This is a genomic window from Rhizobium sp. GCM10022189 (assembly GCF_042656325.1).
Taxonomy (GTDB): Bacteria; Pseudomonadota; Alphaproteobacteria; order Rhizobiales; family Rhizobiaceae; genus Rhizobium.
This window is the reverse complement of record NZ_JBHSOR010000056.1, coordinates 150,440-172,267: the sequence shown is the minus strand read 5'-3', so window position 1 is coordinate 172,267 and position 21,828 is coordinate 150,440. Positions and strand designations below refer to the sequence as shown.

Annotated in this window: 15 protein-coding genes; 11 read left to right on the top strand and 4 right to left on the bottom strand. The window is 65.3% G+C overall.

Annotation, left to right across the window (positions count from 1 at the left end; translation table 11 throughout):
* The first annotated feature begins 374 nt into the window (after window positions 1-374).
* The 5 genes from ACFPWW_RS27045 to ACFPWW_RS27025 all read left to right on the top strand — a co-directional run bounded on the left by ACFPWW_RS27045 (window position 375) and on the right by ACFPWW_RS27025 (window position 6,655).
* On the top strand, window positions 375-1,010 hold the full coding sequence (locus tag ACFPWW_RS27045; protein WP_377314167.1) for a hypothetical protein: 636 nt from the start codon (window positions 375-377) through the stop codon (window positions 1,008-1,010).
* Window positions 1,003-3,096, top strand: coding sequence for a hypothetical protein (locus tag ACFPWW_RS27040; RefSeq protein ID WP_377314165.1), 2,094 nt, complete (start codon window positions 1,003-1,005; stop codon window positions 3,094-3,096). Before ACFPWW_RS27045 ends, ACFPWW_RS27040 begins: the two co-directional genes overlap by 8 nt.
* Window positions 3,077-3,571 carry a hypothetical protein gene (locus ACFPWW_RS27035; RefSeq protein WP_112566594.1) on the top strand — a complete coding sequence of 165 codons (495 nt, stop codon included), beginning with the start codon at window positions 3,077-3,079 and terminating at the stop codon, window positions 3,569-3,571. The genes ACFPWW_RS27040 and ACFPWW_RS27035 overlap by 20 nt, the downstream gene beginning before the upstream one ends.
* A complete protein-coding gene (locus ACFPWW_RS27030; RefSeq protein WP_377314163.1) occupies window positions 3,564-4,073 on the top strand; it encodes a virion core protein, T7 gp14 family in 510 nt (169 codons plus the stop codon). The genes ACFPWW_RS27035 and ACFPWW_RS27030 overlap by 8 nt, the downstream gene beginning before the upstream one ends.
* Before the next feature lie 68 nt (window positions 4,074-4,141).
* The gene (locus tag ACFPWW_RS27025) at window positions 4,142-6,655 is read left to right on the top strand and encodes a hypothetical protein (protein WP_377314161.1); all 2,514 of its coding nucleotides are present in this window, start codon (window positions 4,142-4,144) and stop codon (window positions 6,653-6,655) included.
* 58 nt (window positions 6,656-6,713) lie between these two features.
* Here the strand turns inward: ACFPWW_RS27025 and ACFPWW_RS27020 are convergent, their stop codons facing one another.
* On the bottom strand, window positions 6,714-8,375 hold the full coding sequence (locus ACFPWW_RS27020) for an alpha/beta hydrolase (RefSeq protein WP_377314159.1): 1,662 nt from the start codon (window positions 8,373-8,375) through the stop codon (window positions 6,714-6,716).
* 349 nt (window positions 8,376-8,724) lie between these two features.
* On the opposite strand from ACFPWW_RS27020, the gene ACFPWW_RS27015 reads away from it, so the two are divergent.
* Window positions 8,725-10,218, top strand: a complete 1,494-nt coding sequence (locus tag ACFPWW_RS27015) for a hypothetical protein (protein ID WP_377314157.1) — start codon at window positions 8,725-8,727, stop codon at window positions 10,216-10,218.
* Window positions 10,215-10,628 carry a hypothetical protein gene (locus ACFPWW_RS27010; RefSeq protein ID WP_112758517.1) on the top strand — a complete coding sequence of 138 codons (414 nt, stop codon included), beginning with the start codon at window positions 10,215-10,217 and terminating at the stop codon, window positions 10,626-10,628. The genes ACFPWW_RS27015 and ACFPWW_RS27010 overlap by 4 nt, the downstream gene beginning before the upstream one ends.
* 69 nt (window positions 10,629-10,697) lie before the next feature.
* On the opposite strand, the gene ACFPWW_RS27005 is transcribed toward ACFPWW_RS27010, so the two are convergent.
* Window positions 10,698-11,369, bottom strand: a complete 672-nt coding sequence (locus ACFPWW_RS27005) for a VOC family protein (protein ID WP_112566612.1) — start codon at window positions 11,367-11,369, stop codon at window positions 10,698-10,700.
* 108 nt (window positions 11,370-11,477) lie between these two features.
* Complete coding sequence (locus ACFPWW_RS27000) at window positions 11,478-12,395, bottom strand: LysR family transcriptional regulator (RefSeq protein ID WP_377314155.1); 918 nt, start codon at window positions 12,393-12,395, stop codon at window positions 11,478-11,480.
* Between the two features lie 116 nt (window positions 12,396-12,511).
* Between ACFPWW_RS27000 and ACFPWW_RS26995 the strand changes: the two genes are divergently transcribed.
* Both ACFPWW_RS26995 and ACFPWW_RS26990 read left to right on the top strand, forming a co-directional pair.
* Window positions 12,512-13,381, top strand: a complete 870-nt coding sequence (locus ACFPWW_RS26995; RefSeq protein WP_112706239.1) for an aldo/keto reductase family oxidoreductase — start codon at window positions 12,512-12,514, stop codon at window positions 13,379-13,381.
* Between the two features lie 244 nt (window positions 13,382-13,625).
* Window positions 13,626-14,630 carry a carbon-nitrogen hydrolase family protein gene (locus ACFPWW_RS26990; RefSeq protein ID WP_377314153.1) on the top strand — a complete coding sequence of 335 codons (1,005 nt, stop codon included), beginning with the start codon at window positions 13,626-13,628 and terminating at the stop codon, window positions 14,628-14,630.
* Between the two features lie 109 nt (window positions 14,631-14,739).
* On the opposite strand, the gene ACFPWW_RS26985 is transcribed toward ACFPWW_RS26990, so the two are convergent.
* Window positions 14,740-15,084 (bottom strand): hypothetical protein, encoded by a 345-nt coding sequence (locus ACFPWW_RS26985; protein ID WP_377314151.1) that lies wholly within the window; start codon window positions 15,082-15,084, stop codon window positions 14,740-14,742.
* Between the two features lie 74 nt (window positions 15,085-15,158).
* Here ACFPWW_RS26985 and ACFPWW_RS26980 point away from each other — a divergent pair, with 74 nt between their 5' ends.
* Together ACFPWW_RS26980 and ACFPWW_RS26975 are read left to right on the top strand one after the other, a co-directional pair.
* Window positions 15,159-17,936, top strand: a complete 2,778-nt coding sequence (locus ACFPWW_RS26980; protein ID WP_377314149.1) for a hypothetical protein — start codon at window positions 15,159-15,161, stop codon at window positions 17,934-17,936.
* Window positions 17,937-17,995: 59 nt separating this feature from the next.
* Window positions 17,996-21,778, top strand: coding sequence for a hypothetical protein (locus ACFPWW_RS26975; protein ID WP_377314147.1), 3,783 nt, complete (start codon window positions 17,996-17,998; stop codon window positions 21,776-21,778).
* The last annotated feature ends 50 nt before the right edge of the window (window positions 21,779-21,828 follow it).

Genomic DNA, 21,828 nt, shown 5'->3' with positions numbered 1-21,828 from the left:
ATTGGTGCGGTGTAGCATGATGGGGAGAGTTTGTATTCCCTTGGGGAATGGAAATGGTGGCGACCATCGACGTTCAGAAAACCGCAGCGTCGCGCAAAACCCCTCCCCAACCCCTCCCCACAGGTGGGAGGGGCTAACCCGGGGCATCCCCATCGCTCCTCCCGAAACCTCGAGGATTTTGCACGGCGGGGCGGCAGTTTAAGCCCCTCCCCCTTGTGGGGGTCCGCAGGACGGGTCGAGACCCGCGGCTCGACCCCGGACAGGTTGGGGCGGGGTCTTTTTTAAATCCACCACGGGCGGACAAAAGCGGCCCCCAATTTCACCCCCACAACCATCCGACCCTTACCCCTGTGCCAAATCCAGGAGGTTTTCCCGTGGCTACCGTCGTCTCAATCTGCAATCTCGCCCTGTCCAATATCGGCAAGGACAATATCAACGATCTCACCGAAAAGAGCGCGGAGGCGCGCGCCTGCAACCAGTTCTATGCGCAGACGCGCGACGTGCTGCTGCAATCCTTCCCCTGGGCCATGGCGGGCAAGACGGTGGCGCTCGGCGCGCTCGAAAACGACAAGCCGGGGGTCTGGCGCCATTCCTATGCGCGGCCGGGCGATTGCCTGCAGATCCGCTGGATCAGGCCGGGCTATTGCGCCGATGCCGGCCTGCCGCCCGAGACCCTGAAACCCGATCTCGACGAGGCCGGGCGCGAGATGCAGCATCCCTACGCGCTCGAAGGCGACCGGCTCTATTGCGATCTCTCGCCGGCGCTGCTGCGCTATACGAGCCGCCTCGCCGACCCGACGAAATATTCGCCGCTCTTCGTCGAGGCGCTGGCCTGGCATCTTTCCGTGCGCCTTGCCATGCCGCTGACGCGCGACCCGAAGATCCGCGCCGACGCATTGGCCCTTGCGCAGAACAGCCAGCGGGCGGCCGAGCAGGCCGAGGCCAATCAGGCAAGGCACACGAGCGAGAATTTCGTAAGCGAACTGATCGCGGTGCGCGCCCATGGCTGATTTTCGCGCCTACCAGCCCTCCTTCACCGCAGGCGAGCTTTCGCCGGCGCTCGGCGCCCGCGTCGATCTCACCAAATACCAGAGCGGGTTGCGCACGGCGCTCAACGTCTTCGTCCATCCCCATGGCGGCGTTTCGAACCGGGCCGGGCTGCAATTCGTCCACGAGATCAAGGACAGCGCCAAGCGCGCGCGGCTGATCCGCTTCCAGTTCAATACCGAGCAGACCTATATTCTCGAATTCGGCGACCGCTATATCCGCATCTTCCGCGATGGCGGCCTCATTCTCTCCGGCGGCGCCCCTTACGAAGTGGCGAGCGCCTATGCGGCCGAGGACGTGCAGGACCTGGTTTTCGTGCAGGAAGCCGATGTGCTCTATCTCTGCCACGTCAACCATCCCGTGCGCAAACTCGGGCGCCTGGCCGACGACAACTGGACGCTGACGACGGTCGAGTTCAAGCCGCTGATCGGCCCGCCGGCAGGCACGCCCGTCGTCACCAAGCCCGGCGATACCGCCGGCAAGCCCGGCTATGTGGCAACCACATACCGCTACCGTGTCTCCGCCGTCGCCGACAGCGGCGAGGAAAGCCTTCCCTCCAATGCCGGCTCCGTGGTCAACGACCTCGCCCTCCAGGGCGGCGTCAACCGTGTCGCCTGGGCGGCGGTGGCGGGGGCGGCGCGCTATATCGTCTACCGCGACGACAACGGCATTTTCGGCTATGTCGGCGGCACGACGGGCCTGACTTTCGACGACGAGAACATCACGCCCGACCTGTCCGACACGCCGCAGGCCGGCCGCAACCCGTTCAGCGGCGCCGGCAACTATCCGCGCTGCGTGACCTTCATCGAGCAGCGGCTGGCCTTTGCCGCCACGCTCAACGACCCGCAGGCCGTGTGGCTCAGCCAATCCGCCAATTACGAGAATTTCGGCGTCTCCTCGCCCGCCAAGGCGAGCGACGCCGTGACCTTCCGCATCCGCGCAAGGCAGGTCAACGAGATCCGCGCGATGATTTCCGTGCGCGGCCTGCTGCTGCTCACGTCAGGCTCGGAATGGATCGTCACCGGCGGCTCGGCGGCCGACGCGATCTCGCCTTCCGCCATCAAGCTCGACAACCAGGGCTATCGCGGGGCCGCCCGCGTGCAGCCGATCGTCGTCGGCAATACCGTGCTCTTCGCCCAGCGGCTCGGCGGCGTGGTGCGCGATTTCTCCTACGACTACACGCAGGACAGCTATGTGGGAAAGGACCTGACCATCCTTGCCCGCCACCTCTTCAAGGGCCGCGAGATCGCCGCCTGGGACTATGCGCAGGCGCCCGATTCCGTCGTCTGGGTGGTGCTGGACGACGGGGCGCTGGTTTCGCTGACCTACATGAAGGAACAGGATGTCTGGGCCTGGACGCGGCACGAAAGCGGTGCCGGCGCCGTCTTCGAGGATGTCACCGTCATCGAGGAGGATGGCGAGGACGTGCCCTATTTCATCGTGCGCCGCACGATCGGCGGCCAGCAGAGGCGCTATATCGAGCGGCTGCACAGCCGCGCCTTCGACGACGTGCGGGACGCCTTTTTCGTCGATTGCGGCCTGACCTATGCCGGCCCGCCGGCCACGACCATATCGGGCCTTTCCCATCTCGAGGGCGAGACGCTCGTGGCGCTGGCCGACGGCAATGTCGTGCGCAACCTGACCGTGACCGACGGCGCCGTGCGGCTGCAGAACGCGGCCTCGAAGATCCATATCGGCCTGCCGGTGACGGCGGCGATCGAAACGCTCGATCTCGACGTCGGCCAGGTGCAGGGCCTCGGCACCGTGCAGGGCCGCTCGAAATCCGTCTCCGAAATGACCTTCCGCGTGGAGAATACCCGCGGCATCTTCACCGGGCCGGAGGACGGCGGCCGCGACGGCGGCACGCTGGTGGAATACAAGCAGCGCCGCAACGAGAACTGGGACGAGGCGATCGGCCTTTATACCGGCGACCTGACCGTCACCCCCTACTGGGACTGGGGCACGAGCGGCGCCATGTGGGTCAAGCAGTTCGACCCGCTGCCGATGACGATCCTTTCCATCATGCCGGATGTCACCCTTGGCCGCTGAAATCACCGTCGTCGCGGCGCGGCCGGGCCATATCCGCGCGATTGCCGCACGCATGCGGGCGGCCGACCGCGAGGAGGTTTTCGCCGCCTCCGGGCGCTCGCCGCTCTCGGCCCTCTCCTTCTCCTACCGCCACTCCTGCCAGGCATGGACCGCCCTCTTCGACGGGCGGCCGGAGGTGATGTGGGGTGTCGGCGACCTCGATATCCTCACCGGCATCGGCGCGCCCTGGCTGCTCGGCACCGATGCGGTGGAGACGAATTTCCGCGGCTTCCTGCGGATCTCCAAACATTGGCCGGCTCAACTGTTGGGCCGCTATCGCTTGCTCAGAAACGTCGTGGATGCGCGCAACGCCGTGTCGCTGCGCTGGCTCGAATGGCTGGGTTTTCGCCTGTTCGAGCCGGTGCAGATCAACGGCCATGCCTTCCGCCTGTTCGAAATGGGCGAGCCCCTGAAACTGGGAGAGACAGATGTGTGATCTTGGTCTTGCGCTGACGCTGGGCTCGACGCTTCTCGGCGCCGCCGGCCAGGTGCAGCAGGCAAAAGCGACGGCGGAGGCGAACAAATACAACGCCCAGGTCGCCGAAATGAACGCGCGGATCGCCGACAAGCAGGCAAAGGACGCCATCGAGCGCGGCAAGCAGGAAGAGCAGCAGAAGCGCCTGCAGACGGCGCAGCTGGAGGGCCGCCAGCGCGCGGCCATGGCCGCCAACGGCATCGACCTCTCCTTCGGCTCGCCGCTCGATACGATCGTCGACACCGCCAGGATGGGCGAGATCGATGCGCTCAACCTGCGCACCAACGCCTATCGCGAAGCCTATGGCTACAAGATGCAGGGCGCCAACCAGCTGGCGAGCGCCAGGCTGGACCGCATGCGCGCCGACGCCGCCGTCAAGGGCGGTTATCTCGATGCCTTCGGCACGATCCTCGGCGGCTCGGGCAAGGTTTACACCCAGGCGAAAAGCCTGCGTTACATCTAGGCAATTCCGGCAGAAGCGTGCCGCGGCCTTGCGTCCGGAATTGCGGTGAAAAAGAAGTGAGATGAAGAATGCCGACCGTTCCGACCTATCAGGACACCCAGGCGCATGTCGCCCTTCGCCCGGAATATAGCGAGGGCTTTACCGTCAAGGCCGATGCCGAAGCTTTCGGCTCGGCGATCGGCAAGGGCATGCAGGGGCTCGCGACCGGCATGGGCGCGCTCGGCGAGGCCATCGTGCAGGTGGAGCAGCTGGACAATGCCAATGCCGCCAAGGATTCGCTGACGAGATTCGAAGACTGGAAGCGCGAGGCAAGCTATGGCAAGGGCGGTTACCTGACCCTGACCGGCCGCGCCGCCGTGGAAGGCCGCGCCGCCTTCGAAAAGCTGGCCGAGCAGAAGCGCGCCGAATTCGGCAAGGGCCTGTCGCCGGGGGCCGCCCGCACCTATGAGGAAACCAGCCGCGCCAGCATGAACAGCCTGCTGGACGTCACGATCCGCCACCAGGCCGATCAGCGCAAGGCCTGGTTTGCCGAGACGTCCCAAAGGAGCATCCAGTCGGCCAGCGACGATGCCGTTGCCGTCTACAACGATCCGGCCAGGGTCGATGCCGCCATCGGCAAGGGCGTCGCCGGCATCGAACATCAGGGCCGCATGCAGGGCTGGAGCCCGCAAGAGCTCGACCGGCAGCGCACCCAATATATTTCCGACACGCAGAAAAAGGTCGCGCTGCGGATGGCCGAAGACAGCGCCATCAAGGCCGAGGAATATGCCAGAACCGCCCCCGGCCTGTTGCCGGCGGCCCGCACCGATATCCTGAAAACGCTGCAGACCGCCGTGACCGACGAGAAGGCCCGACAGAACGCCACCGATATCATCGCCGGCCTGCCGCCGACCTATACCGGCGCGCCTGATGCCAACGGCGCCCCCTCGCCCGCAGCCGTCGATGCCGGAACAGGCAAGCAGCAACCGGCCGTCGATCCCGGCCGGCCGACCGTCGCGGCAGGCAATGGCCCGCAAACGGACGGCAGCGGCAGCCGAACCGGGGCAGCACGCACGCTTGGCGCGCAGCCTTCGGCGGGCAGGACCGAAACCCTGCAAACCGCGGGCAACCGAACCGCCGCCCCCCAAACCGCGGGCCCCCAAACGGCAGGTCCCCAAGCTGCCGGCCCGCAGATGTCGGCCGCCCCTCGCACGCCACCCCGCCAGCCGAGCGGCCCGGAGGATTTCCGCACCGTTGCCGCCGCGCTCGCCTTTCCCGGCAAGGCAAAGGACGATCTGGCACTGGCAGCCTTCGTGAAAAATGCCGCCGGCACCACGGTCGACCCCTCGCTCCAACCCTGGCTCGCCGATGTGGCAGCCTCCCTCCTCAGCGCCGATGCCGCAAGCTTGCGCCATTTCGGCCTGCCGACGCAGACACCCCGCCCCGGCGACATCGTCGTCCTCGGCCCGCAGCAAAGGAAAGGCGCCGGAAGCGGCAGCAGCAACGACAAGGGCCAGATCGGCCTCTTCGGCGGCTACGATGCCGACGGCAACGTCCTCGTGCGCGTGCCCGACACGAGGCGCGCGGGCGACATGGCGCTGACGGCCCGCCCCGCAAACGAGGTCGTCGCCTTCCGCACGTCCGGCACCGTCGACGAGAAGACGACGACCCTGCCGAACTACAATCCCGAGAGCTTGCGCAGGATCGAGGAGAGCCTGAACGGCATCACCAGCCCGGCACTGCGCGCCGCCACCGAGCAGCAGCTGAGCGGCTACATGATCTCGCAGAAGAAGGCGATCGACGCCCAGCGCCAACAGGTGCAGGAATGGGCCAACAACCAGGTCATCGCGGACCCGGCCTTCGACCCGACGAAGCTGCCCGTCCACATCCAGCAGGCCATCGGCCCCGCCGGCCTGCTTGCGCTGCGCGACTACAAGGAAAAAGTCCGCGCCTACGGCCAGCCCGTGACCGATCTCCAGACGCTTTACGACCTGCAGACCGAATTCGCCACCGATCCGGCCGCCTTCGCGCAGATCGATCTCCTCCCATACCGCTCCAGGCTTTCCGACAAGGATTGGGAAAAGGCCAGCGGCTGGCGGCAGACGGCGCTCACGGATCTGCGCAAGGCCCGGCTCGAAAGCCTCGATATCAACACCGCCTTCGAACTCGCCAGACCCCAGCTCGAAGCCCTTGGTTTCTTCAAGGACGATCCCGGCTTCTTGACCGCCAGCAGCGTGCCCGCCCGCGTTGCCCTGTTCCGCACGACGCTGCTCGACCAGATGGACGCGTTCAAGGAGAAGAACAACGGCCAGAACCCGAGCCAGAGCGACATTCAGAAAATGATCAATCGCCTGCTGCTCCCGATCGTCATCACCTCGCCGAACCCTGCCTATGGCGGCTGGGATCCTGGAAAATCCCGCGGCTACCTCTATCAGGCAAACAGGCTTGCCGACGACGAGAGCTACGATATCGCCGTGGACTATCAGGATATTCCGCGCGATCTCAGGCTGGCGATCGAGGCGGACCTGACGAAGAAAAACGGCAGGAAGCCGTCGCAGGACGAAATCGCCAGGGAATACGAACTCTTCATGCTCGATCGCTGACAGGGCGCATGAGGGAAAACCAGGCGGCCCGGCATCGCGCCAACGCCCGGCCGACGCCTCACTTCCCTGTCGAAGCCTTCTCGAACCGAGCCTTCAGGCGCTCCACCTCTCCTGCCGGCCAGCCCGGCGGGTCCGTCACCGCCAGCCATGCGTCGATATAGTGCTGCGGCGCATAGACATGGCCGTAGCCCATCGGCGAGGTCGTGGCGATCATCGCGTCGAAGCCGAGCTGCAAGGCAGTGACGACGGGATACCAGCGGAAGGCCGGCGAGACATCGGGGCCTCTCTCCCCTTTCATCCAGTCCGGTTCGCGGTAGAGGGCGCGCCAGTCGAAGAAGGTGATGGGGTCGCTCGCATATTGCAGGAAGACGATGCGCACCGGGCTCCAGGGCCTGTCGGGCCGGTTGGCCGAGGTCTGCTGGTTGGCAAAGCGGATCATGCTGCCGTCGCGGAATTGCGGCAGCCAGGCGGGTGAGCCGGGATTGCGGTTTGCCGTCACATAGGCCCAGGTGGCGCTGGCGAAAGGCGGCCCGCTCCACAGCGCCCCCTGGAAGGGATCGGCGAAGACATCGTAGAGATTGACGGAGAGCTGCGAATTCAGCGCCCCGAGGCTGAGCCCATGCAGATAGAGCCTGGGGCGACGATCGCGCGGCAGCGTGCGCCAATAGGCATAGATTTCCCTGAACAAGGCGCGTGCCGTATCGGCCCCGTATTCCGGCTCGACCATCAGCGACAGCCAGCTGGCGAGATAGGAATATTGCACCGCGACTTCGGCCACATCGCCATGCAGCAGATATTCCAGCGTATCCGTCGCCTCCGGATCGACCCAGCCGGTGCCCGTCGGCACGATCACGACGAGGTTGGAGCGCCCGAAGGCGCCCTGACGCTTGAGTTCGGCCAGCGCCAGGCTTGCGCGGGCCTCGGCGTCGTCGGCGCTGTTCAGGCCGACATAGACCCGGATCGGCGACTGCGCGGACGACCGCAGGAAGGCGCCGATCTCGTCCGCTGTCGGGCCTGACGTCACGAAATGGCGGCCTTGCCGGCCAAGCTCGTCCCAGTTGACCAGCGATGCGGCGCTTCCGGTTCGGGCCGGATCGGTGGGAACGGGCGTGTCGTCATCGATCAATGCATCGGCCTCGCGGAACGAGGAATCGACCACGCGCAGCGCCAGATGGAACAGCAGGCCATCGGCGACGGTCGAAAAGACCAGGACCGCCAGCAGGGTTCCGGCAACGGCTGCGAGCCGGCGCGGAATGAACCGGCGGCTTTTGCCATAGAAGGCGAGCACCATCAGCCCGAACAGCCGGCCGATGGCGACGACCAGGACGAAGACGGTCGCAGCCGTCAGCACCAGCAGCAAGGGTTCCGCCGTGGTGACCGGGGCAAGCTGCATCAATGCGCGCACGGAATTCTGCCACGACGACGATTGCCAGACGAAATACGCCGCGATCGCGGCACCGCCCGTCAGTGCCGCGCAGCGCGCCATGCGCCCGGCCGCCGGCAGCAGCCGGGGGATCTCGAGATAGGTCCGGACCCATTGCAGCAAGACGCCGCCGCCATAGCCGGCCGCCGCGCAGGTGCCTGAAAGCGCGCCCTGCACGAACCAGGCGCGCGGCATGAGGCTCGGCGTCAGCGACAGGCAGAAGCCGACCAGCGCGAAAAACAGCGCCGGATAGGAAAGAGGCCTGACGAAACCTGACTTGGAATGCCGCGTGAACATCTTTCCAGCCCGCAAATGTTGCATCCCCTGTTTTATGACAGGTCTCGCATACAATCCAGAAGCGTTGTGCCGGCTCGACCACGTCACGGGGCAGAGACATGACCGCACCACCGGCGCCTGTTCCTCCGCAAGCTGCCTTCGGCCGCGGCATGGGGCATGGCGGGGCTCGTCGCGCTGATCTTCCGGCCCTGTCATGCCGACAACCTTCCCACGCCTATGGTCGGCAAAACCAGAGGCGTGATCCATGACCATTTCAAGCGAGATAAACCGGTCCGGCCCCTATAGCGGGGACGGCGTCACCACACATTTCGAATACAAGTTCAAGATCCTCGCGCCCGAGCATCTGCAGGTGATCCGGACGGATGCGTCGGGCACGGATTCGATCCTGGTGCTCGACGCCGATTACACCGTGACCGGCACCGGCAACGATGGCGGCGGAAGCGCGGTCATCCTCCCCGCCCCGGCCGCCGGCACCAGGATAACCCTGCTGCTGGACGTGCCCTTCACCCAGGAGACCGACCTGGAAAACCAGGGCGCCTATTATGCCGAGACCGTCGAGCAGGCGCTCGACCTCGTCGTGATGCGGCTGCAGCAGCTCAAGGAACGAGCCGCCCGCGCCGTCACCATTCCGCCCTCCTTCGATCCGGCCACCATCGACAAGCTCATCGCCGACGTGCTGGCGCTCAGCAACAAGGGCGAGGTGCTGGAAGCCGTTGCCGCCGTCTCGCAATATCTGGAGACCGTGGCAGGCCTTGCCGACGACATTCCCGAGGTTGCCGGCCTGACGCAGATCGTCAAGCAGAAAGCCGCCGAAGCCGCCCAGTCGGCAACCGACGCAGGCGCCGGCGCGAGCCTCGCGACCGCCTACGCGGCGAACCCGGAAGACAGCGAAATTCCCGGCTCGGACGGCCTGTTTTCCGCCTTCCACTGGTATCGCAAGACGCTGGCGATCTACAACGACATCACCAACACCCTGGCCGGCTGGCTGCACGGCGCCGCGGCAAAGACCGACATCGTGGACAGCGACGAGTTCGCCATTGCCGACAGCGCCGCAGGCTGGGGGCTGAAGAAGGTCCTGGCGGGTAGTATTGTCAAATATGTCTGTGTTGCTACCGGTCTGGATTTCTTTACGGGGTTCATCCCCGCTTATGTCGGCGCCACGTCTCTGACCATCGGCCCGGGCGTTGGCTGGTTTGGCGGGAAGAAGCATCAGACCAGCCTTGCGACGGCCAAAACACTTGCTCAGCTGCTCGACACAGGATCGGTCCAGGCGTCAAAAACCTACTTCCTCTATGCCATCAGGAAGCTATCGGATGGCTCTACAGATTTCGTCATGTCGCTGTCGGGATCAGAGGCAGGCGTCGTAAAACCGATCGGATGGGAGTGCTTGTCCGGGAGCCGCGTGGGTCTCGTCATCACCAACTCATCGGGAAACATTGTTCCATTCTGGCAAACCGGCAACGAAATCAACACCGACACCTATCCGTGGTTCACCGCCAACAGCAACGTCCAGGGCCTCGCCATACCCGGCAATGTCCCTGTGGGACTGAGTGTCGACATCTGGGTGCTGATTGATACTTTTGTAGCAAACGCGAGCCAGGACTGCATCGGGATCATCTCAGACGCCGCAGCGGCCAACTACACAACCGGCGCCGCCCACCAGGTCCGGTGCCGGTCGCGTTCGGGCAACGACTATCCCGACCAGAGCGCAGCAGCAGGCAAGGCGCGAAGCAATGCCAACGGTCAGCTCTGGAGGTTCGTCGCTGTGACAAGCACGGCCTGCTCAGCCTCCTTTTCTGTTTGCGGCTGGCATGATTACACCTGCAAGAGGTTATTTGCATGACGACTGTGTATGTTCGCTACGACAGCGGCGGAACGATCCTCGAAATATTCTCCCGCGATCAGCCCAACCTGGATCTCACCCCACACGACGACCAGGAACCCGCCATCGCGAAATACCTCCGCGATCCCCATGGCCTCGAAGACCGTTTCCCGATCCTCCGGAAATGGCAGCTCTGGCTCGCCGCGCTCGAGCTCGAGCCGCCGATCTTCAAGGCCGATGTCCTCTCCGTCATCGGCGGCATGGCCGGGCTCTCGGCCAGGGAGAGGGAAACGGTGCGCATCATGGTCGAGGAGGCGCAGGAATATTCCCGCGAGGATCCGCGAATGGATCTGCTCGCAATCGCCATGGGCATTCCGCCGAACCAGATGGACGACCTGTGGAAATGGGCGGCCGAGTTCCGCCCCCTGTAACGATCGGCCCTGATAACGGCGGACTCCGTTACGCCGGGCGGGACCGGCCGGTCCCGCCCGGCAGTCACCTCATTGCGGCAGCGGCCGGCCGGTCTGCTCGGCCATCATGTAGGCCGCATACCAGTCCGGCCAGTTCTCGTCGTGTTTTCCGCCATTGCGCTTCTCGTGTTCGCCATGCGCCGCGGCCGCCCTTCGCAGCCCCGCGGCCAGATCCTTCACCGTACCGAAGGCGGCAAGGTCCGACGTAATGCGCCCCGGCAGCCGGGCGGTGATTTCCTGGAAGAGCCAGCCGTTGCCGTCCGGATCGCTGAAGGCGGCGAAGGAGCGGTAGCTGCCGCGGTCGGGATCGGGGCCGCTCACGCGCCGCCGGCCGAAGAGATAGGGCACGTCCGGCCCGCCATAGACCTCTCCCTCGGGATGGAAGGCCTCGCTGACCGCCACGCCGCGCTCGCGCAGCTCCTTTCGGGCGGCCTCGATATCGGAGACGATGAGATAGAGCCCCTGGGCGGAGCCCGGCGCCGCCGGTGTGACGTTCTTCCCGAAGATGACGGAGGCGTTCGAGCCCGGCGGGGTGAACTGGATCACCCGATAGTCTTCACCCGAGGAATAGTCCGCATCGAGGCGCCAGCCGAGCCCGCCATAGAAGGCCTTGGCCCGGTCGACATCCGAAACGGGCACGACGATGATCTCCAGCTTCATCTCGCTTGTGCCGTTGCCGGCCTTGCTGCTTGCGTCGCTCATGATCTTCCCCCTCCCATCGTCACGACGATGGTGTTGATGATGGTGATGGCGATGCGGCGAATGCATCGCCCGCCCCACTCTACCACGTTGCGGGCCGGTGATCTCCTTTCACGCCTGCCGCGGCATCGCCTTTATGAAATCGATGAAGGCGCGCAGCGGCGCCGGCACCAGGCGACGGCCGGGATAATAGAGGAAGGGGCCGGAAAAGCTCTCCCACCAGTCCTCCAGCACCGGCTCCAGCGCGCCGCTGCCGAAATAGGGTTTCAGCCAGTCCTCGAAGGTGAAGACCACGCCCGTTCCGGCAACGGCCGCCGCAACGGCGAGATCCGTGCCGCCGCCGTTCTCGACGATCAGCGGCCCCGGCGGATCGACCCGCACCACCTCGCCGTTGCGCTCGAACTCCCAGACAGGCATGGCGCGCCCGGCAAAACGCCCGCGGATACAGGCGTGCCCCAGCAGGTCGCGCGGATGCTGCGGCCGCCCGCGTTGCGCCAGATAGGCGGGCGAAGCGCCGCCGGCGTAACGCTGGATGCGCGGGCCGATCGGCACGGCGATCATGTCCTGCTCCAGCCGCTCGTCGTAGCGGATGCCGGCATCGCAGCCGGCCGCCAGGATATCGACGAAATTCTCCTCGGTGACGATCTCGAGCCGGATCTCCGGATAGGCCCTGAGAAAGGCCGGCACGAGGGCCGGCAGCACCAGCCGCGCCGCGCTGACCGGCACGTTGAGCTTCAGCCGGCCCGCCGGCCGGTCACGGAAATCCTTCGCATGGTCGAGCGCCGCATCGATCTCGCCGAAGGCCGGCCCCAGCCGCTCCAGCAGCCCGCGCCCGGCCTCCGTCGGCACCACGCTGCGCGTCGTCCGGTTCAGCAGCCGGACGCCAAGCTCCGCCTCCAGCCGGCGCACCGCCTCGCTCAGCGCCGAAGAGCTCATATGCCCCGCCCGCTCCGCCTCGCGGAAGCCGCCGGCCCGCGCGACGGCGAGAAAGGCGGCGACGTCGCCGATATCAGGCACACCCTGCTTCATGTTCCGGCCCCTGCCATTGTCCTTAAACCAGGACAGCCCGTCCGCATTATAGCCCGTTGTCGCGGCAATGATACCGGCCTATCTGCTCTCCCGCCCTCAACCGGAGAAGAGATTTCATGTCCACTGTCGAAAAATCGGGAACATTCAGGCTCGGCGACCGCACGGTCAAGCGCCTTGGCTACGGCGCCATGCAGCTTGCCGGCAAGGGCGTCTTCGGCCCGCCGCGCGATCGGGCCGAGGCGATCGCCGTGCTGCGCGAAGCGGTCGAAAGCGGCGTCGACCATATCGATACCAGCGATTTCTACGGCCCATACGTGACCAACGAGATCATCAGGGAAGCGCTGCATCCCTATCCCGACGATCTTACGATCGTCACCAAGGTCGGCGCTCTGCGCGGCGCCGACGCCTCCTGGAACCCGGCCTTTTCCAGGGAAGAGCTGACCGCCGCCATCCACAGCAACCTGAAAAACCTCGGCCTCGACGTGATCGAGGTGGTGAACCTGCGCGCCATGTTCGATGTGCACGGCCCGGCCGAAGGCGCGCTCGAAGCGCCGCTGACGGTTCTGGCCGAGCTGCAGCAGCAGGGCCTGGTCAAACATATCGGCCTCTCCAACGCGACGGCAAAACAGGTGGACGACGGCCGCAGGATCACGCAGATCGTCTGCGTTCAGAACCAGTATAACCTCGCCAACCGCGGCGACGACGCGCTGATCGACAAGCTCGCCGCGGAAGGCACGGCCTATGTGCCCTTCTTCCCGCTCGGCGGCTTCTCGCCGCTGCAATCCTCGACGCTTTCGGATGTCGCCGCCCGCCTGGGCGCCACGCCGCTGCAGGTCGCGCTCGCCTGGCTGCTGAAACGCGCCCCGAATATCTTGCTGATCCCCGGCACATCCTCGCGCGGCCATCTCAGGGAAAACCTCGCCGTCGCCGATATCGAGCTGCCGGACGATGCGATGGCGCAACTCGACGGCATTGCCGCAGCGTAAGAAACATCGCCCAACGTGAGGCGGCAGGCGCGGCGGCCACCCGCCGCGCCCGCAGATTGACGAATCGCGCCGGCATCGACATCTTCACGTCCAGGCGTGGCCTGCGCCCAACCTCCAGCGATCCTCCCCGGCAGGGTCTCTCAAGCGGAGGCAAAGGGACTTCCGTCTCGGGTCCATCAACCAAGGTCCGTTCGTGCGGGCGTGGTTGCCGGGGAACAGACGTCCGTGACGGAAAGGCCAGACAATGACCCGAAACGGAAACTTCAAGCGCCGGGTGCGCGCCCGCGCCGCAAAGACCGGCGAATCCTACACCTCGGCCCTCAGCCATATCCGCCAGCCCCGGCCCGAACCGCAAGCGGGCGAGCCCGCCGGCAAGTCGCTCCGGCTCGCCGTCGCTCAGACCACGGTATGCCTCGACCCGCGCGATGCCGATGCCTTCCGCGCCAACGGCGCGGAAATGCGCCGCCTCATGCGCGAGGCGCGCGATGCCGGTGCCCGCCTCATCCACTTCTGTGAGGGCACGATCTGCTTTCCCAACAAGCGGATCCTCTCCGAAACCGGCCCGGCCGAGATCGGCGCGGCCGATTGGAGCCGCTATCGGTGGGAGGTTCTTCGCGAAGAGCTGGATGCGATACGCTCATGCGCAAGGGAGCTGAACATCTGGACGGTCTTCGGCGCACCTCATCGGCTCACCCCGCCGCACCGGCCGCATAACAGCCTCTATATCCTCTCCGACCGGGGCGAGCTGGTGACGCGTTATGACGAGCGCCTTCTCTCCCACACGAAATTTTCCTTCCTGTATTCGCCGGGCAGGATTCCCGTCACCTTCGAGGTGGAGGGCATGCGCTTCGGCTGCGCGGCCGGCATGGAGTCGCATTACCATGAGATCTTCACCGAATATGAGCGGCTGGACGTGGATTGCGTGCTGTTCTCGACATCGGGAGAAGTCCCTTCGGCCGCACCTCCCTTCGCAGCCGAGGTACTCGGGCTTGCGGCCAGCAACACATTCTGGGTGAGCTACGCCACCCATGCGCCGCAAAGCGTCGTCACGCCCTGCGGCATCGCCGGTCCCAGGGGCCAATGGGCGGCCCGTTGCCCGAATGACGGTTCGCCAGGGATAGCAATCGCCGAAATCGAAACCGACCCGGCCAATCTCGCCCGCCCCTGGCGCCGCACCGCGCGCGGCGATCTCTACCGGCCGCACCAGATCGACGGCGATCCGAGAAGCGACAGCCGCGAGGCTTTCTGAACTCCGTCAACGGAGCGGCAGGCGCCTTGCCCGCCGCACGTCACCGGCTCCCCCCGTCAAGCGCGCGCCACCCCGTGTCCCGCCTCTGCCGCGATGGCGCATCAGGTCTTTATTGAAATTCGTTCAGATGGTTGAGCTCGCCCACATAACCAAGGCCCGCAAGCACGAGCACGACGATCAGGCCGGACAGCACGCCGGCAAAGCGATCACCGTTTTTGCGCCGGACCAGGCGAACGATGAAGAAAACGATCAGGCCCACGACGAACGACGGCAGGGCTCCGCCGGCTATCTCGCCGACAAGGCGCCCTCCCTCCGCCGCCGGATAGGCCGTTGCCGCAGCGATACGGCGCGCCACAGCGCAGACCAGCGCGACCGCCGCCAGGATCGCGATTGCCGCTCCGGTGCCACCTTTGCCGCCGGCCGGCGCCCCGCGCACATTCGTCCCGTCTGCCATCGGCATTCCTCCCCCGATTTATAAAACAACTCTTGCGCACCTACCCCTGTCTCTCGGCCGAACGGGAGACAGACATGGATAACATGCAACCTTACGACGACCTGAAACGACGGCAGCAGGCCGCTGCCGCCGCCAGCTATATTCAATCCTCGGATGAAAATCCAGACGAGGTTGCAAACAACCTTAATCTCGCGCGGGAGTTTTCGGCAACCACGGGAAAACCCGTTCCGCCGCCGCAGTTGGTTGCCGAGCATCCTGATTTTTTTCAGAAGCAGACTGATGACGCGCGCAACAAGGCAATCCTTTCCAGTTCGCCGCGTCTGGCACGCTGGCTAAGTGAAAACGCTACAGCAACGCCACTCGCAGAGGATGATCTTCACAACCTCTCGTCTCTCGAAAAATTGCTGACAAAGGCATCCGAGCAACCGGCCTCACCGACGGTTTCGTCACCACCGATTCCCGTGCCGTCGTCGCTTAAGGCAACCTTCTCTAAGGGACCAATCGCCCCACCTGTCGTACCCGCCAATCTTGCAAATACACCTTATGCGGCGGAAAGCAGGCCTATCGAAGTAGGGACCGAAAGCACTACGTCCACCTCGGGGCCTGCTTCCGCAAAAGAACAAGCCGTCCCTCCAGTCGCGCAGCCAGTAGCGTTTGCTCCCGGATTGACGCAATCCAAGACAAATACCGACACGGGTATTGTTCTAGCTCCACAGCCGACCCCTCTCGAGGCCAGCGATGCGGCCCTAGTGCCAGAGCAAGACATCGCCGAGAGTGAGAAAAGAAGAGAGGAACTTATCAACAAGATCCTCAAGAGCGCATACGCGCCTGCTGATCAGATCCCGGCACTGGAAGAGGAAATTCGGCTACAGCCCTGGTTCGACGCCGGCACAGGTAAGATCGCTTTGGACGCCGTGCGCGCAAGAAAGACGACGCCGGACGAAGTCAGAACAATGCTGACGTCCAAAGACAGCTTGGCAACACCCGAAAAAGCATGGGGGAGAATAGTAAATTTCAGCCAGGGCGTCGCTCACGGAGCCGTCACCGCCACAGATCGCATCCTGGATGGCACGGCATGGCTGCTCGGCGACGCCGAGGAACCGGAAAGAGACGCCCTGATTGAAGAAGTCATCCGTGCTGGCTCTCTCCGCTCCGAACCTGAGCTTCGTCAGTTGCGCGAGAAGCTCTGGAAGCAGACCTGGTTCAACCCGACCATTGCCATGTCGGTTTTGTCAGGCATCCTCGACGGAAGCGCGACCCCAGAAGATGCAAGGGCACAGCTTGGGGGAGGACCGACTGAAGAACAGGTTCGCGAAGGGCTCGAAGTAGTCCGCCAGAACGGCGCCGAAGTTTTGAAGGGCACGGCAAGCACTGCCGTTACCGAAGCAGGCCGCCTCCTCGAAGGCGTTGGCCAGCTTCTCAGCAGTCCCCTATCGGCAGAAGAACAAGCGTTGGTCGATGGAATTGCCAACGCGCGCAACCTAAAGCCGGATGGACTCGCTCTCTTGAAAAAGCAAATACAAGAGCACTCACTTTTCATGCATCCGCGAACGGCAAACGCGATCTTGGGGGGCGTCCTGGAGGGAAAAATAACCCCCGATCAGGCCAGAGAGCGTATGAGCCCTATGTTCTCGGACTTCTTCAAAGGCATGCAGACCTATGGTGCAGAGCTTGGGGATTATGGCGAGACACTTTTTCCTGCGGCGCCCGGATATGAAAACAGTTTCGGTCGCCAGGTCGGAGAAATGATCGGCTCCAATTTGGCCGGCATTGCGGCCACTGGCGCGCTAGGCCCCGGAGCAGGCCTTGCGGTGGAAATGCTGCGAGGCGCTGGAGACGGTGCCGCAGCAGCTAGAAAAGCAGGAAAGACCGAGGAAGAGCAAATGGTTGCGGCCATGCTCTACAGTATGACCGCCTTCAGCGACAAGATCCCGGCCGGTAAGATCGCGGGACCTATCATCGAGCGTGTAACCAAGAATCCCATACTGCAAGAGTTTCTAAAGCAAGCAGTTCAGGAAGGCTCCGCGCAGGCACTCCAGCAAACGCTGCAGAACCTGATCAAACGGTTCAACCTGAATGACGAGAACCAGGAGGCGCTCGACAAAGTGGGAGGCACTGCTAGAGCGGGTGGGGTTCTTGGGGTACTCAAGACACTCCTTGATATGCTCCTGAATAAGCACGGCCCGGACCTAAAGGGTATCCCGGTCTCCGCGCTCCAGCCCGACGGCGTTCAACTGGCCCGACAAACGATCGGCGAAATCTCCCGCTATGCGCAGGCTTCGAAAACTCGCGCACGTTCAAACGATACCTTCCACGACTTTGTTGCGACAGCTACACGGGGAACGCTGGTCAGCATGCCCTCGGTGCCGGCCGATGCTTTCGTTGATCACTTCACGGCAGCCGGCATCGACCCTTACGAGTTGGCCGAGAGCCGAGGCATGACACGCCACGATCTGGCTATCGCAAAAGCGAGTGGCGCAGATGTCCGCATACCAATGCCCACCTACGCCACCTATTTCGCTGGCTCAAAGCATGATGCGTTCCTGATGGACAACATGCGCTTTCAGCCCGGCGCTCAAACCGCGGCAGAGGCAACGCAGCTTCGCAAGCAGGGCAGCACTCGCCAACGAGGTGCCGATCGGCAGGCGAACCGCATTCTTGCATATGCTCTAGCCAATAATGCCGCCGAAAAGCGCGTCTACCGCCACCTCGCCTCGCAAGCCCATTCTGCTGGATATCCCGAGGAGACCGCGAGCCGTTACGCCATCACATACCCTGCTCTCTATTCCACAATGGCAGCAGCAGATGGCCTCAGCCTCAACGAATATCTGAATCGCTATCCGCTGTCTTGACCGGCAAGCGGCTTCCCGAGGGATTTATCTTGAAAAACTCTATTGATCGTTCCGAAGACATGAAGTCCGCTAGTACACAGGCTCAGAGCGCGAACCCGGAAAGGGAAAACGATACTTCCTCACCCGCCCCCTCGCTGCGCCTTTTCGATCGGTATCTCGCACCACGCGACAACACGATCCGTATTCCGCCCGGCGGTGAGACCATTCTCGATATCTTCCGCAAATCCGCCCTCTCGGACATCCTGTCTGGAGCAAGCCGCCATTTCCTCGACATCATGCAGGATATGTCGACGCGCGGCGTTCACCCTGCAACCGAAAGCCTTACCCATCTTCAAAACTGGTGGCGCGAAAACGCCCGTGCCATCGCAGCCGATGCCACCCGTACCGCATCCGACATCAAGATCACCGCCAAGGACGTGCTCGCCACCCTCGACCACGGTTCCACCGGCAATCCCCTCAAAGACGCGGCCATCGACGCCGCCATGCACTCGCGCTTTGCGCAGGCCGCCGAAACCTACCTCATCGAAGCCACGGCACCCTCGCCGCAGATGCGTGGCGTCTTCGAGCAGTTCCGCGACTGGCTGACCTCGATCTACCGCCGCCTCGTCGCCCTCGACTTCCCCCTCGCCCCCGACGTCGCCGCCATCTTCTTCCGCCTGCTGGCCTGCGACACCGCGATCGACATGGCGCAGGCCGATCTCGGCGGCGAAGAGCCCGTCTTTGCCAGCGCCGAGGCCGCCGGTCTCGCACAGCCGCGCTACGACCGCCTGCTGAAACTGCGCGCGCTGGCCGCTCAAGAAGCCAAATCCCGCCTGCTGCGGCAGATGATGGAGCCTGTGCGGCGCGAGGACGAGACAGCCTACAAGGCGGAAAAGGCGGCCGTGCGGCGCGAGGTCGAAAAGGAAATCGACGCCACCGGCCTCTACCGCGCCATCGAATGGATGGCGAACGGGCGCTGGCTGGATGCGCAAACACCCGCCCCGTCCGGCGACATCCGCTTCGACAGGGCAGCGCTGGAGACGCGCTACGGCGCCGGCATTCTCGATGCCCTGCCCCGCGGCAGGCAGCCGCTCCATGCCGATCGCGGCGGGCTGGACCCCGATATCGTCGCCGATCTCTTCGGCCTCGGCTCCGGCGACGAGCTGGTGGCGGCCATGACGCTGGCGCCTGCCCGCGCCGATGCGATTGCCTTTGAAGTCGAGCGCGTGATGCTGGAGCGCCACAGCGACATGCTGATCGACGGCTCGGCCGAAGAGCGGGCGATCGCCGCCCTGCATAACGACCGGCGGGCCGAGTGGCTGGCGGCCGAGCTTGCGGCCCTCATCGAGGTTGCCGGCTCGGGCGACGGGCTGACGGCGGCCGAAGCCAAGGCCTATGCGCGCTCGGCCACCGCCGGCATGGAAGTGGCCGACGCCATGGACGGCGCGCGTTTCCTCGCCGCCGGCCGGCGCACCGGCATCGAGGCCGTGCGGCTTGGCGAGGAACTGGGCGAGGATGCGGCGTGGCGCGAAAGGGCAAGCCGCAAGCCCGGCACCGGCGATGGAGAGGTTTCCCTGCGGGCCGGGGAAGACGAGCGCATCGGCAAGCTGATCACCGCCAGGCGCCGGCAGCTTCTCAACCACGCGACCTATGCCGAAAGCCTCGAAATCGCCGGCGAGGTGGAAAAGATCGAGGCCAAGGCGGCAAGCCTCGCAGGCGGCCCCGCCCGCGAAAGCCTCGCGCAGGCCGTCCTTCGCGACGGCGGCCGCATCGATTATGCCGGCGCCGTCGATGCCCTGCTCGACCGCTACGGCCTCGCCGGCGAGCGGAAAGACGCGGCGCAGGGCCGGGGCGATCCGCGCGCGGCGCTCAGAGACTATATGCAGGCCATGAAGGACGAGGGCCGGGAAAACGAGCTCGCCATTCCCGACAGCGTGCTGATCGGCTCCGGCCGCCAGTCCTACAAGGAGATCACGCTCGAACGCCTGCGCGCCGTCGCCGCCGCCCTTGGCAATATCCAGCATGCCGCCCGGCGCGCCGGAAAACTCGTCGATGCCGATCGCAAGGCCGATCTCGCTGAGACCGTTTCCAGCCTGGTGCGCGGCCTGAAAAGCCGCAAACCGGCAACCGACGAGGCGCTGCGCCCCTTCCACCGCGCCCGCGCGGCCGATGCCGCCCTCACGGATATGGACGCCGGCTTCGCCTGGCAGGCGTTCAAGGCGCCGTTTGCGGCCGCCGCGGAAAGGCTGGCGCAGCGCAGGCAGAAGGCCGGCGCCGATCTGCAGGCGCTCTACGATGTCTATTCGCCGCAGGAGCGCCGCCAGATGGACGAGCCCCGCTACCTGCCGGCCCTCGGCCAGTCCCTGTCGAAATGGGAAGCGATCGCCATTGCGCTCAATACCGGCAACGAGGTGAACCGCCGCCGCCTGACGGATGCCCGCATCGAGGGCGCATTCGACGAAGCCGGTCTCGATGCCGTGCTTGGCCTCCTCGATGCGCGCGACGCCGCCTTCGTGCAATCCGTCTGGGATTATCTGGCAAGCTTCGAGCCCGATATCGCCGCCCGCGAAAAGCGCCTCACCGGTATAACGCCGCAATGGGTGGCGCCGACCCCCGTCACCATCGCCGGCAAGGCGCTGAGGGGCGGCTATTATCCGCTGGCCTATGACGGCGTCGAAACGGCGGAGGAGCTTTCGCAGGCGCTGCTCCGCGGCCGCTGCGTCAAATCCGCGACGGCAGCCGGCCACGGCCGCTCCCGCGCCGGCCGCCCGCTTGCGGCGGACATTGCCGTGCTGCACCGCCACGTCAACCATTTCATCCATGACCTGGAACTCTGCGAGCCGCTGGCCAATGCGCGGCGCCTGCTGGAGCACGAGGAGCTGAAGGACGCCATGGCGCGCGCCGGTCGCCTCTTCGAAGGCTCCATCCTGAAGGGCTGGATGAACGATATCGGCGCCGGTGCGCTCACGGCTGCCGGCCTCGTCGGCCGCTCGGCCCGGCTGGCGAAAGACAACGCCGTCGCGGCAAGCCTGGCGCAGGAACTCGCCGCAACGCTCTGCAGCCGCTATCCGCTCACCGACATGATCGCCGCCGCCGGCCGGGCCGATTTCCTGGCCGGGCTGCGCAGCGGCTTCGATCCCGAGCTTCCGGGAAGGCTCGCCGACCGCTCGCCCGAAATCGGCCGGCGCAGCATTCTCGGCGATCGCGGCACGGCATGGGAGACGACAGCGCTCTGGCTTGGCGAAACGCTGCAATTCTTTCTCGTCGAAATGCCCCTGTGGCTCGCCTGTCACGACAAGGCAGAGCGCCAGCCCGGCGCCGACCAGGCGCGCGCCATTGCCGATGCCGATGCCGGCATCCGGCAGGCGACATCGGGCCTGCGCCCGCGACGGGCCGAAAGAAGCGAAACCCTGCGGCTCTTCAAGGCGCTCACCGCCCACCTTGCCGGCAAATTCGAGGCCGCCGCCGGTGACGGCAATGCGGATGCGGCGCGCGCCGCGCGGCAGGGCGCTTCGCTTGCCATGGATCTGACGGCGCTCGCCATGGTGGACGCGGTGTTTGCCGCCGCAATCGGCACCGGCACCGGCACCGGCGATGGCGATGGCGACGCCGCGCTGCTGGCGCGGCAGACCGCCTATTCCGTCATGGCCTGCCTGCCCGCAATCCGCGACGCGAAAAGCCCGCCCGCCGGCGGCGGGCCGGCCGCGCTGGCAAGGGCCGTCCGCCCGCCGCGCGGCGATCTCGGCATCGGCGAGGAGCATATTGACGCCATCCTCGCCGCCAGCGGCCTCACGGCGCAATCCCCCGCAGGCGAGATCCCGCGCAAGGTGGCCGCCGGCCTTGCGCAGATCGCAGGAGCGTGATTTTCGCCCTCAACCATCCCCGCCTTATCCATGATGCCGAAAAGGATCGG

Coding starts and splice junctions, on each gene's coding strand:
- ACFPWW_RS27040 (WP_377314165.1), top strand. CDS start 1,003: ATGGCTGATTTTCGCGCCTACCAGCCCTCCTTCACCGCAGGCGAGCTT.
- ACFPWW_RS27035 (WP_112566594.1), top strand. CDS start 3,077: ATGTCACCCTTGGCCGCTGAAATCACCGTCGTCGCGGCGCGGCCGGGC.
- ACFPWW_RS27030 (WP_377314163.1), top strand. CDS start 3,564: ATGTGTGATCTTGGTCTTGCGCTGACGCTGGGCTCGACGCTTCTCGGC.
- ACFPWW_RS27025 (WP_377314161.1), top strand. CDS start 4,142: ATGCCGACCGTTCCGACCTATCAGGACACCCAGGCGCATGTCGCCCTT.
- ACFPWW_RS27020 (WP_377314159.1), bottom strand. CDS start 8,375: ATGTTCACGCGGCATTCCAAGTCAGGTTTCGTCAGGCCTCTTTCCTAT.
- ACFPWW_RS27010 (WP_112758517.1), top strand. CDS start 10,215: ATGACGACTGTGTATGTTCGCTACGACAGCGGCGGAACGATCCTCGAA.
- ACFPWW_RS27005 (WP_112566612.1), bottom strand. CDS start 11,369: ATGAGCGACGCAAGCAGCAAGGCCGGCAACGGCACAAGCGAGATGAAG.
- ACFPWW_RS27000 (WP_377314155.1), bottom strand. CDS start 12,395: ATGAAGCAGGGTGTGCCTGATATCGGCGACGTCGCCGCCTTTCTCGCC.
- ACFPWW_RS26995 (WP_112706239.1), top strand. CDS start 12,512: ATGTCCACTGTCGAAAAATCGGGAACATTCAGGCTCGGCGACCGCACG.
- ACFPWW_RS26990 (WP_377314153.1), top strand. CDS start 13,626: ATGACCCGAAACGGAAACTTCAAGCGCCGGGTGCGCGCCCGCGCCGCA.
- ACFPWW_RS26985 (WP_377314151.1), bottom strand. CDS start 15,084: ATGGCAGACGGGACGAATGTGCGCGGGGCGCCGGCCGGCGGCAAAGGT.
- ACFPWW_RS26980 (WP_377314149.1), top strand. CDS start 15,159: ATGGATAACATGCAACCTTACGACGACCTGAAACGACGGCAGCAGGCC.
- ACFPWW_RS26975 (WP_377314147.1), top strand. CDS start 17,996: ATGAAGTCCGCTAGTACACAGGCTCAGAGCGCGAACCCGGAAAGGGAA.